Consider the following 13,998-nt stretch of genomic DNA (forward strand, 5'->3'; position numbering starts at 1 on the left):
ACAGATGAAGATGATGATCGTAGGCGCCGGCAGAGGTTTGGGCCGGGCTTTGCTCGAAGGGCTCGGCAAGCCAGGGGACACGCTGATCGGCGTATCACGCAAACAGCCGTCAGACTTGGCCCTTGCCCCGGGCATCGATCTGCACTGGGTCGATGCCGACCTTGCCAAGCCAACGGCGGCTGTGGCACAGATCGCGGATCGGGCACCTGCCGATCTGGATGTCCTGATCTACAACGTTGGCATCTGGGAAGAACACGCCTTCAGCGAGCACTATGCATTCCTTGACGACAGCGACGAATCGATCACCAGGCTGGTCGAGGTGAACATCACGGCCACGCTGCTTTTACTCAAGCGCCTGGTGCCCAAGTTGCTTGGTGCGCCCCGGCCGCAGTTGATCCTCACCGGTTCGACCTCAGCTCTTCGCCAGAGTGGGCGCCCGGAGGTAGCGTTCGGCGCCTCAAAGTTCGCCCTCAACGGCATGGCTGATGCGCTGCGCGAAAGTTTCAGGAATGACAACCTGGCGGTGACTGTGCTTCAACTGGGTTATCTCAATACCGACGACTCCCTGAACACGCCATTGGCGCAAGCCGCAGCACGTGGCGAGCGGCGCCAGGTACCGGTGCATGATGTGGTCACTATGGTCGACGCGCTGTTGCGCTTGTCCGGGGCTTCGTTCGTACGGGAGCTGATCTTGCCGGCTATCGGTGATGAGCGCTTCTGACGCCAAATCACTGGAGCCTTTGCGTGAGGGTTCGGCTTTGATGTCGCAATCGATGGAACTGAGTCTTGGATCACGTCTAGCAAGAACGGGGCAGGGGGTAGGTCGCTGAGTCGCCTTCAAAACCGGGAGTCGCATAGGTCTTGAAGGCACCCAGTCGATGATGAGTCATTCAGCGCATCATGCCCAGTTCAGCATCATCCATCAGTGCCTTGGCTAACGCGCAAAGGTAGTGCGAAGCCCAGATCAACTGAGGTTTATCTTCCATCAATCCATCCAGGGTCATGTCCCGTGCATAGCCCATCAGCTCGGACGCCTGTTCACGGGCGCTTTGGCAAGGGATGCCGGCTTCGATGCGGAAGAGGGGATGGGTCTGGTTTTTACCTTGGTAGAAGGTGGTTTTGCCGACGGTGAATTTGGTTTCTTCTGTGGACATTGTTCAGTTTCCCCAAGAGTGCTTCAGCCTGTACGGGCCTATTCGCGGGTGAACCCGCTCCTACAGGAGCACGGCAGTCTTCAAGGCTGAGGGAGTGCCTGGAAGGGGGTATCCGCAAAGACGCCGGCCCAGGCAGTGCATCAGCGAGACGTCAGTGCGTAGTGCGAGGCTCCGTGGGCATCTGCACTTGGGCTATTGCGGACTCGAGCAAGGCTCTCAAGGTCTCCAGTTCATGCATCGAGGTCATCATCAAAATCGACGCGGGGGACTTGGGCTGCAGCAGCATTGCCTGATGCACGACAGTTGCAGCGCAAAGCGCGTAATCCGTGGCCTGAATCAGGGTGTCTTCAAGGCAGAGGGTTCTGTGGGGTGGATCTGGAACGATCTTGAGCATGGCGTAACTCCAACGTCGGAAAGTGGAGCTACCTCAACCTTGCTGTCAAACAAGATGGTGGCAGCTGTACGCGGGTTGACAGACCGAGACGTTGGCACTCGGCGCACCACAGGGTGCCCACACGTACAGCCGCCATGAAAGCGAGCACATGAGGACAACGTCAGCGGTCTGTCAAAACCGGTCGCTGAATTGGCAGCGACAGGCCGAGACTAGGGCTGACTATTTCCATGTGCAACGAAAATCAGGCGCGAGGAGTATCTTTGGGAAATGGCCTACAAGGAAGGGGTTATTTCTGATTTTTCGACCCGCTCCCGTTCCCCAAAACGTCGACAGGAAACATGCGGGCAAAAGAAAGCCCGCCGAGGCGGGCTAAGTACTATCACGTAGGGATAGCTTCATCCTGCCCAAGCCACTGTGAAAATTGGGTGAAAGAAAGGTCCCCATAACGTGATCATCCAGAGCGCCCCGCGCCCTTTAAAGCTCGGCTTTCTGCCGCTGGTGGCGCTGAAAGCGGGTAACCGCGATCTGGACGGCAGCTGCAACGAGGCACAGTAGGCCGACTTTCCAGCTGCCCTCCAGGCCGTAATGCTCGGCGATCTTCCCTGTGATGATGACGCTAACGAAGATGGCGAAAGGCAGGATCAGTTTGTTCATCGGGTCTTCCAGCAGGCTGCAGATGGCTCGGGTGAACATGCAGTTCACCCAGCGGAAAGGCCGCGATCTTAGCAAATCCGGTTGCGGCGTTGTGGTCACTTCCAGAGCGGTTGCAAGGTGTGTTGTCTGTATCGCGATAATGGCAAAGGGTCAGTATGGACTTGCGCGACCCAGCCCTCGAAACTGATCCATTCGCATCTGGACCAGGGCCGGTCATGAATAACCTGCAACGCACACTCTCTCTCATGCTGCTGCTGGCAGCCGCTTCATTGACCGCCTGCGTCCCCTGGAAACGCGAACGCGCCGCCTACGCGGACCTTTGCGAATCCGAGTTCCAGTTCAAAGTGCCAGGCCCGCAGGGGGAGACCACCCTCTACCTGGAAACCTACCTCTACGACCACGCCGCCCTATGGGGCGAAAAGCGCTATGAGCAAAGCCTGTACGTGCAGTACCCGGGCGAGAAGTACTCGCGGCAGGAATTCTTTGTGCAAATGATCGCCTACAACAAAGACCGCCAACGCCCGTCGACCGATGCCAAGCGTGGCGAGCCGCCGATACCGGTGCTGTACGACAGCCGTCAGGCTTACATCACCTTCGAAGACGGCTTGCGCCTGAATGCGCGGCCCGAGGTGTACTTGGGCATCAACGAGACCTACGACTTTCCGTTGGTGAATGAGAAGACCGCCCGGCCATCGCCATACGACATCAACAGCGATGAAGTGCACCGGATGATTCCCAGGATGACCAACAACAAGCGCTATGGCTCGGCTTACGTGATCTTTCAGACGGACAAGTTCGAGGCAGATTCCAAGTGGACGATTCATCTGGGGGCACTGGATGTGCAGGGCCGCAAGGTGCAGATTCCGCCGCTGAAGCTCTGCTATCACCCCGTTAAGAAATGGATCGGGATCGAGCCGCTCATGCGGCCTTGAGTGGAAGGTGTCGGCCATGGGAGGTTTGGCGGCGCTCGATCTCACCGGCAATACAAACCCACCGGCGAACACCTCCCAGCCCCCATTGCGAATTTCCTGGTTTCAGCTAACTTATACAAAAAACTGTACAAGCATGAGGGGTTGTACATGTATTGCGAGTGGCCCTTCACCCTGTACTTTGACGGCGCCTGCCCATTGTGCGCTCGGGAGATCGCCTTCCTGCGCAGGCAATCGACCGGGGGAAAGCTCATCCTGGTTGACATCAGTGCTGATGATTTCGATGCAGGGGCATTGGGCTTCACGGTTGAACAACTGAGGTCGTGCCTGCATGGAAGGTTCGCGAGCGGGCACTGGGTTACAGGCTTGGACGCCACCTTGTGGAGTTGGCGTGCTGCGGATGTGGGCCTGTGGGTCGCGCCACTGGCTTGGCGTCCGCTACGTCCCCTGTTTTCAGTGCTTTACAGGCTGTTCTGTCGATTGAGGCCACACTTGGCCTGGCTACCACATCCCGATGGCGGGCACCGCTGTAGCGGTGAGGAGTCCAAATGTCACATTCGTTAGCCGAGCACTATCATGAAATCCTGGTCGGTATTGGTGAAAACCCGCAGCGCGAAGGGCTTCTGGACACACCCCAGCGTGCGGCAAAAGCGATGCAGTACTTGTGCAACGGGTATGCCCAGGATCTTCACGAGGTCGTAAACGGTGCTCTGTTCGAGAGTGAAAACGATGAAATGATTGTGGTGCGTGACATTGAGCTCTACTCATTGTGCGAACACCACATGCTGCCGTTTATTGGCAAGGCGCATGTCGCGTACCTGCCAACAGGACGCGTGTTAGGCCTTTCCAAGGTTGCACGCGTGGTGGACATGTTCGCCCGTCGTTTACAGATACAGGAAAACCTCACGCGGCAAATTGCGTATGCCGTGCAGGAAGTCACGGATGCCGCAGGGGTAGCGGTCGTGATCGAAGCCAAGCATATGTGCATGATGATGCGCGGTGTAGAGAAGCAAAACTCGGTGATGATTTCATCCGTGATGTTAGGTGCATTTCGCGACGCCCCCTCGACGCGGCACGAATTCCTTAACCTCATTGGACGACACAGTTGACGTCCGGTCCTGAACCGTCGCGAAGGGGCGCCCAGATGAGTTCCGTTGCTACCGCTTTATCTCCAAGCCGCTTCACTGTCCTGGGTTACGGCGGTCTGCTGCCGTTTATTGGTTTGACGGCGCTCATCCTCTTTTGGGCTGAATATCGAGCGTTTTTCTCGATCATGCTGGTTGGCTATGGCGCGGTGATACTGAGCTTCGTCGGTGCCCTGCACTGGGGATTTGCCATGACGTTGCAGGGTTTGACCGCGAAGCAGCGTCAAGAGCGACTGGTGTGGAGCGTTATACCCGCCCTGATCGGTTGGGTTGGCACGTTGCTGCCTGTGCCATTGGGGTGTCTGGTGTTGACCTTTGGTTTTGTCGGCCATCTTTGGCAGGATCGCAAACTGGCGCAAGCGATGCCTGGGTGGTATCTGCCGATGCGCGTGCATCTAACGGCTGTCGCGAGCCTCTGTTTGCTGGTCAGTGCACTTGCGGTGTCCATTCATTTTTGAAACCCCAAGCAACCATTGATGAGTCACTTCTGCGGCCCACCCCAAATATCTCGCCCGATGCACACAACCCCGTCAAACAGCAAACGCGCCGTCCTCACCAACCCGCACCCCTTGATCACGCCATGTTCCAGGCTGATTTCCACCGTAAATTCCCCACTCGGATGCTCCACCGCCAAACGCTGACGATCACCGCCGGACGTGCTGGCAAGGCCCTGTGCAACCGACCCTTCAATCAAACAGGCCGTAGCAACACTCACCGCACCAAACACCCCGATGGACGCATGGCAGCGGTGCGGGATGAACGAGCGCGTATTGACCGTGCCGCCGTTGCGCGGTGCTGACAGCAGGCACATTTTTGGCACATTGCGCTGGCTGACATCACCCAGGTTCATGCGTGGGCCCAGTTGCAGGCGGATGGCTTCCAGGCGTGTTTTCAGGGCGCTGTCGGCCTCCAGCGTTTCGCACGGCTCGTAACCGGTCACGCCAAGGTCTTCTGCACGCAGCAGCACCACGGGCATGCCGTTGTCGATGCAGGTGACTTCCACACCCTCGACACAGTCGCGGCTGTTGCCGGTGGGCAACAGGGCTCCGCAGCTGGCGCCGGCCACGTCGGCAAACGTGACCACCAGCGCCGCCCCACGGCCCGGCACCCCATCAATACGGGTATCGCCGGCATACTCCACCTGGCCATCGGCGGTCGGCACCTGGGCGACGGCGATCTGCCCGGTGTTTTCCATGAAGATGCGCACCGGTGTGCTCGCGCCGCTGGCGGCCACCAGGCCGCGCTCGAGGGCGAACGGCCCTACGCCGGCCAGAATGTTGCCGCAGTTTTGCCCATAGTCCACCCGCGCCTCGTCCACCACCACCTGAGCGAACAGGTAGTCCACGTCGGCGTCATCGCGCTGCGAAGCGCGGATGATGGCGACTTTGCTGGTGAGCGAGTCGGCGCCGCCGATGCCGTCAATCTGCCGGGCATCGGGCGAGCCCATCACCGCCAGCAGCACCCGGTCACGTAGCGGGCCAGGGGCGGGCAGGTCGTCATGCAGAAAATAGGCGCCCTTGGAGGTGCCGCCGCGCATCAGCAGGCAGGGTATGCGGGTCTGGCCCATGTTCAGCCTTCCAGGTCGGTGAGGTGGTCGACATAACGCAGGCCCTTCGCCGCCAGGCGCGGGCGCATCTCGTAGATGTCCAGGCCAAGCTCGCCGGCGGCCAGGCGCAGGCGTTTGCGTTCTTCCAGGTCGGCGCGCTGGGTGGCGGCTTCGAGTACTGCCTGGGCTTCGCCATGGCGCACCACCACTACGCCGTCGTCATCGGCCACCACGATGTCACCGGCATTGACGAGCTGCCCGGCACACAGCAGCGGCAGGTTCACCGAGCCCAGCACCTCTTTCACCGTACCTTGGGCGTTGATCGCGCGGGACCACACGGCAAAGCCCATGTCGCGCAGTGTCTGGCTGTCGCGCACGCCCGCATCGATCACCAGGCCGCGCACGCCGCGGGCCTGGAGCGAGGTCGCCAGCAGGTCGCCGAAATAGCCATCGCTGCACGGCGAACTGGGCGCCACCACCAGTACGTCGCCTGGGCGGCACTGCTCCACGGCAACATGGAACATCCAGTTGTCGCCAGGGGCCACCAGCACGGTTACCGCGCTGCCGGCCACCGCCACACCTTGCTGGATAGGGCGCACGGCAGTATTGAGCAGCCCCTTGCGACCTTGGGCCTCATGCACCGTGGCGACACCCAGGCGGCCCAGGGCATCGATGATGTGTGGCTCAACGCGTGGGATGTTACGCACGACGATGCCGGTCTTGCCGATCAGCCCGCTCATGCCAGGTTCTCCGTCACGCGTGGGAACACGCTCTGCAGGCCTTCGGCGTAGACGATGTTGCGTGCACTGGTGATGCCCACGTTACGCTTGGCTTGCACGCCGCGCTGCAGGGCCACGCGGGTGTAGTACTCCCAGAGGTGTTCCTGGCCGGCCATGCACTGGATGGCGGCATACTTTTTGTCCCACACCGGGGTAATGTCCAGGAACGTGTCCGGGCGCCATTCGCACTGCTCGGGCTGGTGCGGCTCAAAGGCGTACACCGGCGGTGCGCCAACGATCTTCTCGCCCGGCTTGTAGCCTTCAGCCTGCGCGATGATGCGGGCTTCCTGGGCCAGGTGCATGGCCAGCGGGTGGTCGTAGTTGTAAGGATCTTTGAGGGAGTGGCTGAGTACGAACTCCGGTTGTACCCGGCGATACACATCGGCCAGGCGGAACAGGGTGTCCTTGTCGGCGCGCATCGGATAGTCGCCGATGTCGAAGAACTCCACGCTGGCACCGAGGATTTCGGCCGCGGCCATGGCCTCTTCACGGCGTGCGTCCTTGACCTTGGCTTCGGTCATTTCACCCTTGCGCCACAGCTTGGCAGACTCACCACGCTCACCGAAAGACAGGCAGACCACGTGCATGGCATAGCCTTGCTTAGCGTGCAGCGCAATGGCGCCACCGGCACGCCAGACAAAGTCGGCCGAATGTGCGCTGACCACCAGGGCGGATTTTTGTGGGGTATTCATGGTTCGTTGGCTCCTGCAGTGGGGGTGGGCGCAGGATGTCATTGGCCTGTGCAGGGCACTAATGCGTTCATTTGCAGCGGCTATGCGTTTTATTTATTGCCGGGCAAGCGGGGTAGAGGCATAGTCGCCGCAGTCACGAGCCGAGCGCCGGGAGCCCTTATGATCGATGTCGAACTGCCCAACCTGATGCAAGTCCGCGCGTTCATCCGGGTAGCCGAGCTGGGCAGCGTTTCGCGGGCGACGGAGGTGCTGTTCCGTGCTCAGTCCGTGGTCACTCGCGCCATCGCCGAGCTGGAGGCGCGCTTTGCCGTGCCCCTGTTCGAGCGCCATGCCAATGGCATGCGCCTGACCGACTATGGCGAGTGCCTGCTGCCGCGTGCACAGCGCGTGCTGGCGGAACTGGACGGCGTGCCGAGTTTGCTGGGCACCGCGCAGGGCGAGCCCCTTTACCTGTTTCAGGCGCGGCGCCTGCAGGTGTTCGTGAAGCTCTGTGAAACACGGCACATGCAAACCGTGGCGCGGCACTTCGGCCTTAGCCAGCCGGCGGTCAGTGCTGCCTTGAAAGTGCTCGAAGGCGGCTGCGGACAGCCCTTGTTCGTGCGCACGTCGCGCGGCCTGCAGCCCACTGTGGCCAGCCGGGACATTCTGTTCCCCATCCGCCGGGCGCTGAACGAGTTGCGCCTGCTGGACAGTGACCTGAGCGCGATGCAAGGCACCCTGCGCGGGGTGGTGCATGTCGGCGCGTTGCCATTGGGCCGCTCGCGCATTCTACCGGACGCCATTTTACGCTTCACGGCCCAGCACCCACAGGTTCGGGTGGTGACCAACGAAAGCCCGTTCGACCTGTTGGCAACCGAGCTGCGGGTAGGGGATGTGGATTTTGTGCTGGGGGCCTTGCGGCCTCACGACTATGCCAGCGATCTGGTGGGCGAGCCGCTCATTAACGAGGAAATGGTGTTGCTGGCCCGTCGAGGGCACCCGCTGTTGCACACACACCTGACGCTCAAGGGCGTGCACCAGGCGCGCTGGGTGTTGCCGCGGGCGGGCTCGCCGGCCCGCCAGCTGCTCGACAACTGCTTCGCCGTCGCGGGCCTGACAGCGCCGTGGCCGGTGGTGGAAAGCGCTGATCTGGCGGTTATCCGTGGCCTGCTGGTGCGTTCGGACATGCTGGCGGCGGTGTCTGCGCACCAGTTGGCTTACGAGATTGCCAGCGGCGAACTGCAACGCCTGCCGCTGGCACTGCCCGGCACTGCCCGCGCCATCGGGCTCATGCAGCGCAGTGGCTGCCTGCAGTCACCGGCAGCAGTCGCGCTGATGACCTGTATCCGCCAGGTCATCACTGAGCAGGCGTAAGCTCGGGAGGGGCCTCAAAGCAGGCTCAGGGGGTAGCTGACGATCAGCCTGTTCTCATCGAAACTGTTGGTGCTGCCCCAGTCCCGGCGCTGGCTGGAGTTGCGCCACTTGAGGTTCAGGGCCTTGAACGGCCCGGACTGGATCACATAGGCCAGCTCGCTTTCGCGGCCCCACTCGGTGCCGTCCTGGGTGCTGGCGTTGTGCACGTTGTCGCCGTGGATATAGCGGTTCATCAGGGTCAGGCCGGGTATGCCAAGCACCACGAAGTTGAAGTCGTGGCGCACCTGCCAGGAGCGCTCGCGGGCGCTTTCGTAGCTGGAGCCGAAGGCGTCGTTGGCCAGCGTGCCGCCGCTGGTGCCGTTGACCCGGAACCATTCATCATCGCCCATGACCTTCTGCAAGCCGACGTAGAACGTGTTGCCACCCAGCTTCGCCGAGAACAGGCCCGAAGCGGTGCGGTTGTCCAGTTCGCCGGCTTTGGCGCCACCGTCATCCTTGCCCCAGAAATAGCCCAGGTTGGCGCCCAGTACCCAGTTGCCCAGCGGCTGTTGATGCTGCACCTGGAAGTAGCGCTGCTGGTAGATGTCTTCCAGCTGGGCATACCAGGCGCCGACCAAGGTGCGCTCCTGGTTGAAGCGGTATTCGCCGCCGGCGAAGTTGAAGCGGTCCGAGGTGAAGGCTGTGCGCGTGAACAGGCTCATGTCCTGCATGCTGGCGTCGTTGCGCGGGCTGTTCTGGCGGAACTGGCCGCCATACAGGGTCAGGCCGGCCAGCTCGTTGGAGGTGACCTGCGCGCCCTGCAAGGTTTGTGGCAGCGAGCGGCCGTCATCGGCGCGCAGGATGGGCAGGGTAGGCGACCACTCACCGACTTTGAGTTCCGTCTTGGACACCCGCATCTTGCCCGCCAGCGCCGTGCGGCCAAAGTCGTCCGCCGGGCGCCCGTCGTCATGAACAGGCAGCAACTGCGTGCCGGCGGTGCCCTTGCCGCCATCAAGTTTGATGCTGTAAAGGCCCAGCACGTCAACGCCGAAACCGACCACGCCGGGGGTGAAGCCGGACTTGAAGTCGAGGATGAAACTTTGCGTCCATTCCTCGGCTTTGCCTTGGCTTGCCGTGCCCGTGTAGTCGCGGTTCATGTAGAAGTTACGCAACGTCAGGCTTGCCTTGGCATCGTCGACGAAGCCTTCGGCCAGGGCTTGCAGTGGCAGGCTGGCTGCCAGTGTGAATGTGGGGACGAGCGGGTACAGGGTGCGGCATTTCATTATTTTTATTCTCCAGGGACGGGCAAAGCGCTGCCTGCCAGCGGCGCATCGGCGCTGGGCAGGTTGAATCAGGGAGCGGTGGGGGTGGCGGCGCGGGACGCGCCGTCACACGATCAAGCGGGTTGCATCGGTCAGTTGGGTGCTTTGCCGGCCACCGAGTAGCGAACCTGCTGGTTACGGGTCTTCATGAAGTCTTCGATGCTCTGCCCGCGCATGGCGGCGTAAATGTCCAGGTTGGACACACCCAGTACGGCGCCCAGCTTCTCCAGTACGAAGAAGATCACCCCGTAGTGGATCAGCCCACGCCAGTCGCGGCGGCGCAGCAGGTCGCTTTCCTCTTCGCTCAGGCCTGCCTCGCGGTACAGCGCTTCGGGTTCGCTCAGGAAGCGCTGGCGCCACTGCGGCTCGATCATGCGATGCAAGAACTTGTTCAGGCGGTAGCCTTTGGCACTGCGCTCCAAGGTGTAGGGATAGGTGCCCTCAAGCTGCTCAGCCCCTGCCAGCTGATGCTGCATGTGCTGGCGGTGGCGTTCGTTGACCGGTGCCGGCAGTGCCTGGTCGCGGTTTTCCAGCAGCAGGGTGGCAATGCCGGTCATCGACGGCAGGTAGTAGCTTTGGTGCTTGCGCTCAACGTTGGCAGACAACGCGCCACGCATGATCAGCCAGGTAATCACCTCGGCACCTTCCATGCCGCCGAGCGTGGCGTACTCGGCCAGTGTCATCTCGGTAAGGCGCTGTGGGTCGTTCACCAGCAGGTCAAGGAACTGCGCGTCCCACTCCGGGTTGTTGAAGCCGCAACGCTCGCCGTGCACCTGGTGTGACACCCCGCCGGTGGCGACGATCGCCACCTTGAGGTCTTCGGGGTAGCTCTCGATGGCGCGGCGCAATGCCTGGCCCAGTTTGTAGCAGCGCCGGGCCGTGGGGATCGGCAGCTGCAGTACGCCGACCTGCAGCGGCACGATCTGTACGGGCCAGCTTTCATCGCAGGGCAGCAGCGCCGACATGGGCGAGAAGAAGCCGTGGTCCAGCGGCTTGTCGCGGAAAAAGCTCATGTCGAACTCATCGGCCATCAGGCTCTGGCCGATGTGCCGCGACAGCGCTGCGTGGCCGCCCACTGGCGGCAGGTCCCGCGGATTGCCCCCTTCATCGGCCACGCCATACTGCTCGTCTACGCCCAGGGTGAAGGCGCTGTAATGGTCAAAGAAGAACGAGGTGATGTGGTCGTTGAAGATATAGAAGAGTACGTCCGGCTGGCGCTGCTGCAGCCACGTGCGGATCGGCTCGAAGCTTTCGAAGATCGGCGCCCAGGCGGCTTCTTCCTGTTTGTCGTGGTCGACTGCGAAGCCGATGGTTGGGGTGTGGGAGACGGCCAGGCCACCAATGATACGAGCCATGCGAAAGTCCTCTGTTACAGGTTACGGCGCGGTTACTGCGGGGGTCGCGCGCAGCCGGGCGTGGCCGTTGGCCAGGATCGCCAGGGCAGCGGCGAATGCCGGCAGGCCGAGGAGGGTGAACAGCAGCGGCAGGCCCAGCCCCAGGCTGAGCACGGCACCACCGATGAGGGAGCCGAAAATGGCCCCGAAGCGCCCGATACCGAGCATCCAGCTTACGCCTGTGGCGCGGAACTCGGTCGGGTAATAGCCAGGGGCGAAGGCGTTCAGGCCGGTCTGCGCACCGCTCATGCAGAACCCGGCAGCCGCCACGCCCACCACCAGCAGGCTCGACTCCAGGCTCAGGGCGCCCAGTGAGACGATGCACAGGCCGCCGAGGGCGTAGGCGATGGCGATGACCCGGTTGGGGTTGCGTCGGTCCATGATCCAGCCGACCACGATTGCGCCCACTGCGCCGCCAATCTGGAACAGGCCGGTAATGGTGGCGGCGCGCTCGATGGACAGCCCGCCATCACGCAGCAGCGTCGGCAACCAGCCCATGGTCAGGTAGATCACCAGCAGGCCCATGAAATAGGTCAGCCACAGGGCCAGGGTGCCCAACCGGTAGCGCTCGCTGAACAGCTGCCGGGCCGGTGCCTTGTGCTGCGTGGTTGGCTCACTGACGGTAAAGCGGGTGCCGGCAGCGAAGCGGCCGCCAAGCTTGGCCAAGGCTGCCGCAATCTGGCTGGCCGGTGCCTGGCGTGCAGCCAGGAAGCGGGCGGACTCTGGCAGCAGCCACCACAGCAGTGGCAGCAAGGCCAGTGGCAGCAGGCCGCCGGCCAGCAGTACCGACTTCCAGCCGTGATGAGGTATCAGCCAGGCGGACAGGAAGCCGCCCAGGCCCGAGCCCATGTTGAAGCCGGTGAACATGATGGTGATCATCAACGAGCGGTTGCGGGTAGGCAGGTATTCGGCGAGCAGGGTGGTGCAGTTGGGCATGGCCGCACCCAGGGCAATGCCGGTCAGCAGCCGTAACACAGCCAGTTCATAGGGGTTGCGGGCGAAGGCGCAGGCCAGGCTCAGCAGGCTGAAACCGCTGACCGCGATCAGCAGCACTTTCTTGCGGCCCAACCGGTCGGCATACGGGCCGGCGGTCAGTGCGCCGATGGCAAGGCCGACCATGCCGGCACTCATCACCGGGCCAAAGGCGGCGCGCGACAGGCCCCAGTCCTGCATCAGCGAAGGCGCGATGAAACCCATGACGGCGACATCGAAGCCATCGAACAGCACGATCAGGAAGCACAGCGACAGAATCAGCCACTGGTAGGCAGCAATGGGGCGGTTATCGATCCAGTCTTTGACATCGATAGGGGCATCGACAGGAGGCTTAAGCATGCGTGGTCACCTTTGTTCTTGTATTGGTGTGAATTGCGCCGGGTTCCGGTAAGGCTTCGAACGCGTAATGGCCCAGCAGCAACCACCCCGCCGGACGACGGCGTGGGGCGGACTGTAATCCCATGGTCCAGGGCAGCGCCTGCGGGATTTCTTTAATGAGATATCCAATTTTTTTATCGCAGACTTCGTGGCGCTAATGTCGCGTCAAGCTGTGCCGCTCGGCAGCAAGCTGTTGCCCTGTAAAAGACCTGATGCGCTGCTGGCGTCGTCAGGCTTCCGGGTGATGAAGACGCTGACGGTGATTTGTTTCTGAATGTGTGATCTCTCCCGCTCAGTCTTCGTCAAGAAGACTGCCCCTCGCCGTCGTCTGGGGATTGATACAGGGCCTTCCATGCAAACGCTGTTGAACGAGATTCTCGAAGAAGTACGTCCCTTGATCGGCAAGGGCAAAGTCGCTGACTACATTCCTGCGCTGGCGGACGTGCCGGCGAACCAGCTGGGCATCGCTGTCTATGGCAACGATGGCAGTTATCACTGCGCAGGCGACGCGCGGGTGCCATTCTCGGTGCAGAGCATTTCCAAGGTGTTCAGCCTGGTTCAGGCCATTGGCCATTCGGGAGAAACCATTTGGGAGCGGCTGGGGCATGAGCCTTCGGGGCAGCCGTTCAACTCGCTGGTGCAGCTGGAGTTCGAGCGCGGGCGGCCGCGTAACCCGTTCATCAATGCAGGGGCATTGGTGATCTGCGATATCAATCAGTCGCGCTTCGCTGCCCCCACGTTGTCGATGCGCGATTTTGTCCGACGGCTTTCAGGCAACCCTCACATCTCGATCAATACCCGGGTCGCTGATTCGGAATATCAGTTTCGCGCGCGCAACGCTGCCATGGCGTACCTGATGCAGTCATTTGGCAACTTCCATAACGAAGTCGAGACGGTGCTGCGCAGTTACTTCAGTTACTGCGCACTGCAAATGAACTGCCTGGACCTGGCGCGGGCATTCTGCTTCCTGGCCAATGATGGGTTCTGTAAGCACAGCGGTGAGCAGATCCTGACGCGGCGCCAGACCCAACAAGTGAACTCGATCATGGCCACCAGCGGGCTGTATGACGAGGCGGGGAATTTCGCCTTCAGGGTGGGTTTGCCTGGCAAGAGTGGCGTGGGTGGCGGGATCGTGGCGATCGTACCGGGGCAATTTACCGTATGCGTGTGGTCGCCAGAGTTGAACGCTGCGGGCAACTCCTTGGCCGGGATGGCGGCGCTTGAGCTGCTCAGTTCGCGGATCGGATGGTCGGTGTTCTGATCTGCGAACTCAGGGGCCATCAGGC

General features: G+C 61.8%; 16 protein-coding genes. 7 read left to right on the plus strand and 9 right to left on the minus strand.

Translation table 11 applies throughout. The features are described 5' to 3' along the window. Positions 1 to 4 precede the first annotated feature (4 nt). The gene (locus tag AC3WLP_RS17765) at positions 5 to 721 is read left to right on the plus strand and encodes an SDR family NAD(P)-dependent oxidoreductase (protein ID WP_088512775.1); all 717 of its coding nucleotides are present in this window, start codon (positions 5 to 7) and stop codon (positions 719 to 721) included. 169 nt (positions 722 to 890) lie between these two features. On the opposite strand, the gene AC3WLP_RS17770 is transcribed toward AC3WLP_RS17765, so the two are convergent. From AC3WLP_RS17770 to AC3WLP_RS17780, 3 genes are all read right to left on the minus strand, one after another. Next, positions 891 to 1,154, minus strand: a complete 264-nt coding sequence (locus tag AC3WLP_RS17770) for a DUF3077 domain-containing protein (protein WP_014753560.1) — start codon at positions 1,152 to 1,154, stop codon at positions 891 to 893. 151 nt (positions 1,155 to 1,305) lie between these two features. Continuing rightward, entirely contained in the window at positions 1,306 to 1,548 is a 243-nt protein-coding gene (locus AC3WLP_RS17775; protein ID WP_014753559.1) for a hypothetical protein, read from the minus strand. Positions 1,549 to 2,022: 474 nt separating this feature from the next. Beyond that, positions 2,023 to 2,241, minus strand: a complete 219-nt coding sequence (locus AC3WLP_RS17780; RefSeq protein WP_014591528.1) for a hypothetical protein — start codon at positions 2,239 to 2,241, stop codon at positions 2,023 to 2,025. Positions 2,242 to 2,417: 176 nt separating this feature from the next. Between AC3WLP_RS17780 and AC3WLP_RS17785 the strand changes: the two genes are divergently transcribed. The 4 genes from AC3WLP_RS17785 to AC3WLP_RS17800 all read left to right on the plus strand — a co-directional run bounded on the left by AC3WLP_RS17785 (position 2,418) and on the right by AC3WLP_RS17800 (position 4,734). After that, on the plus strand, positions 2,418 to 3,134 hold the full coding sequence (locus AC3WLP_RS17785) for a hypothetical protein (protein WP_088512774.1): 717 nt from the start codon (positions 2,418 to 2,420) through the stop codon (positions 3,132 to 3,134). Positions 3,135 to 3,281: 147 nt separating this feature from the next. Next, on the plus strand, positions 3,282 to 3,695 hold the full coding sequence (locus tag AC3WLP_RS17790; RefSeq protein ID WP_019751942.1) for a thiol-disulfide oxidoreductase DCC family protein: 414 nt from the start codon (positions 3,282 to 3,284) through the stop codon (positions 3,693 to 3,695). Then, positions 3,680 to 4,240, plus strand: a complete 561-nt coding sequence (gene folE / locus AC3WLP_RS17795) for a GTP cyclohydrolase I FolE (RefSeq protein WP_019751941.1) — start codon at positions 3,680 to 3,682, stop codon at positions 4,238 to 4,240. The genes AC3WLP_RS17790 and folE overlap by 16 nt, the downstream gene beginning before the upstream one ends. 35 nt (positions 4,241 to 4,275) lie before the next feature. Next, positions 4,276 to 4,734: a DUF3429 domain-containing protein gene (locus AC3WLP_RS17800; protein WP_088512773.1), complete on the plus strand. Its 459-nt coding sequence runs from the start codon at positions 4,276 to 4,278 to the stop codon at positions 4,732 to 4,734. A 23-nt stretch (positions 4,735 to 4,757) separates the two neighbouring features. On the opposite strand, the gene AC3WLP_RS17805 is transcribed toward AC3WLP_RS17800, so the two are convergent. Genes AC3WLP_RS17805 through galB form a run of 3 tightly spaced genes read right to left on the minus strand, consistent with a single transcriptional unit; the run spans position 4,758 to position 7,335 of the window. Next, positions 4,758 to 5,843: a 4-oxalomesaconate tautomerase gene (locus AC3WLP_RS17805; protein ID WP_012052865.1), complete on the minus strand. Its 1,086-nt coding sequence runs from the start codon at positions 5,841 to 5,843 to the stop codon at positions 4,758 to 4,760. 2 nt (positions 5,844 to 5,845) lie between these two features. Continuing rightward, positions 5,846 to 6,562, minus strand: coding sequence for a 4-carboxy-4-hydroxy-2-oxoadipate aldolase/oxaloacetate decarboxylase (locus tag AC3WLP_RS17810; RefSeq protein WP_012052864.1), 717 nt, complete (start codon positions 6,560 to 6,562; stop codon positions 5,846 to 5,848). Beyond that, positions 6,559 to 7,335, minus strand: a complete 777-nt coding sequence (gene galB, locus AC3WLP_RS17815; protein ID WP_103340266.1) for a 4-oxalmesaconate hydratase — start codon at positions 7,333 to 7,335, stop codon at positions 6,559 to 6,561. The genes AC3WLP_RS17810 and galB overlap by 4 nt, the downstream gene beginning before the upstream one ends. A 117-nt stretch (positions 7,336 to 7,452) precedes the next feature. On the opposite strand from galB, the gene AC3WLP_RS17820 reads away from it, so the two are divergent. After that, complete coding sequence (locus AC3WLP_RS17820; protein ID WP_088512772.1) at positions 7,453 to 8,646, plus strand: LysR family transcriptional regulator; 1,194 nt, start codon at positions 7,453 to 7,455, stop codon at positions 8,644 to 8,646. Between the two features lie 14 nt (positions 8,647 to 8,660). Here AC3WLP_RS17820 and AC3WLP_RS17825 read toward each other — a convergent pair whose 3' ends face one another. The 3 genes from AC3WLP_RS17825 to AC3WLP_RS17835 form a co-directional block, all read right to left on the minus strand. Beyond that, positions 8,661 to 9,908 carry an OprD family porin gene (locus tag AC3WLP_RS17825; protein WP_012052861.1) on the minus strand — a complete coding sequence of 416 codons (1,248 nt, stop codon included), beginning with the start codon at positions 9,906 to 9,908 and terminating at the stop codon, positions 8,661 to 8,663. Between the two features lie 131 nt (positions 9,909 to 10,039). Beyond that, positions 10,040 to 11,302 (minus strand): gallate dioxygenase, encoded by a 1,263-nt coding sequence (locus tag AC3WLP_RS17830; protein WP_004575382.1) that lies wholly within the window; start codon positions 11,300 to 11,302, stop codon positions 10,040 to 10,042. A 21-nt stretch (positions 11,303 to 11,323) separates the two neighbouring features. Beyond that, positions 11,324 to 12,673, minus strand: a complete 1,350-nt coding sequence (locus tag AC3WLP_RS17835; protein ID WP_047603958.1) for an MFS transporter — start codon at positions 12,671 to 12,673, stop codon at positions 11,324 to 11,326. 391 nt (positions 12,674 to 13,064) lie between these two features. Here AC3WLP_RS17835 and glsB point away from each other — a divergent pair, with 391 nt between their 5' ends. Beyond that, on the plus strand, positions 13,065 to 13,973 hold the full coding sequence (glsB, locus tag AC3WLP_RS17840; protein ID WP_088512771.1) for a glutaminase B: 909 nt from the start codon (positions 13,065 to 13,067) through the stop codon (positions 13,971 to 13,973). Positions 13,974 to 13,998: the final 25 nt, after the last annotated feature.

This window comes from Pseudomonas sp. FW305-E2 (assembly GCF_058782925.1).

Bases quoted from the DNA above. Each gene is read 5' to 3' on its own strand.
- AC3WLP_RS17765 (WP_088512775.1), top strand. From the start codon at position 5: ATGAAGATGATGATCGTAGGCGCCGGCAGAGGTTTGGGCCGGGCTTTG.
- AC3WLP_RS17770 (WP_014753560.1), bottom strand. From the start codon at position 1,154: ATGTCCACAGAAGAAACCAAATTCACCGTCGGCAAAACCACCTTCTAC.
- AC3WLP_RS17775 (WP_014753559.1), bottom strand. From the start codon at position 1,548: ATGCTCAAGATCGTTCCAGATCCACCCCACAGAACCCTCTGCCTTGAA.
- AC3WLP_RS17780 (WP_014591528.1), bottom strand. From the start codon at position 2,241: ATGTTCACCCGAGCCATCTGCAGCCTGCTGGAAGACCCGATGAACAAA.
- AC3WLP_RS17785 (WP_088512774.1), top strand. From the start codon at position 2,418: ATGAATAACCTGCAACGCACACTCTCTCTCATGCTGCTGCTGGCAGCC.
- AC3WLP_RS17790 (WP_019751942.1), top strand. From the start codon at position 3,282: ATGTATTGCGAGTGGCCCTTCACCCTGTACTTTGACGGCGCCTGCCCA.
- folE (WP_019751941.1), top strand. From the start codon at position 3,680: ATGTCACATTCGTTAGCCGAGCACTATCATGAAATCCTGGTCGGTATT.
- AC3WLP_RS17800 (WP_088512773.1), top strand. From the start codon at position 4,276: ATGAGTTCCGTTGCTACCGCTTTATCTCCAAGCCGCTTCACTGTCCTG.
- AC3WLP_RS17805 (WP_012052865.1), bottom strand. From the start codon at position 5,843: ATGGGCCAGACCCGCATACCCTGCCTGCTGATGCGCGGCGGCACCTCC.
- AC3WLP_RS17810 (WP_012052864.1), bottom strand. From the start codon at position 6,562: ATGAGCGGGCTGATCGGCAAGACCGGCATCGTCGTGCGTAACATCCCA.
- galB (WP_103340266.1), bottom strand. From the start codon at position 7,335: ATGACATCCTGCGCCCACCCCCACTGCAGGAGCCAACGAACCATGAAT.
- AC3WLP_RS17820 (WP_088512772.1), top strand. From the start codon at position 7,453: ATGATCGATGTCGAACTGCCCAACCTGATGCAAGTCCGCGCGTTCATC.
- AC3WLP_RS17825 (WP_012052861.1), bottom strand. From the start codon at position 9,908: ATGAAATGCCGCACCCTGTACCCGCTCGTCCCCACATTCACACTGGCA.
- AC3WLP_RS17830 (WP_004575382.1), bottom strand. From the start codon at position 11,302: ATGGCTCGTATCATTGGTGGCCTGGCCGTCTCCCACACCCCAACCATC.
- AC3WLP_RS17835 (WP_047603958.1), bottom strand. From the start codon at position 12,673: ATGCTTAAGCCTCCTGTCGATGCCCCTATCGATGTCAAAGACTGGATC.
- glsB (WP_088512771.1), top strand. From the start codon at position 13,065: ATGCAAACGCTGTTGAACGAGATTCTCGAAGAAGTACGTCCCTTGATC.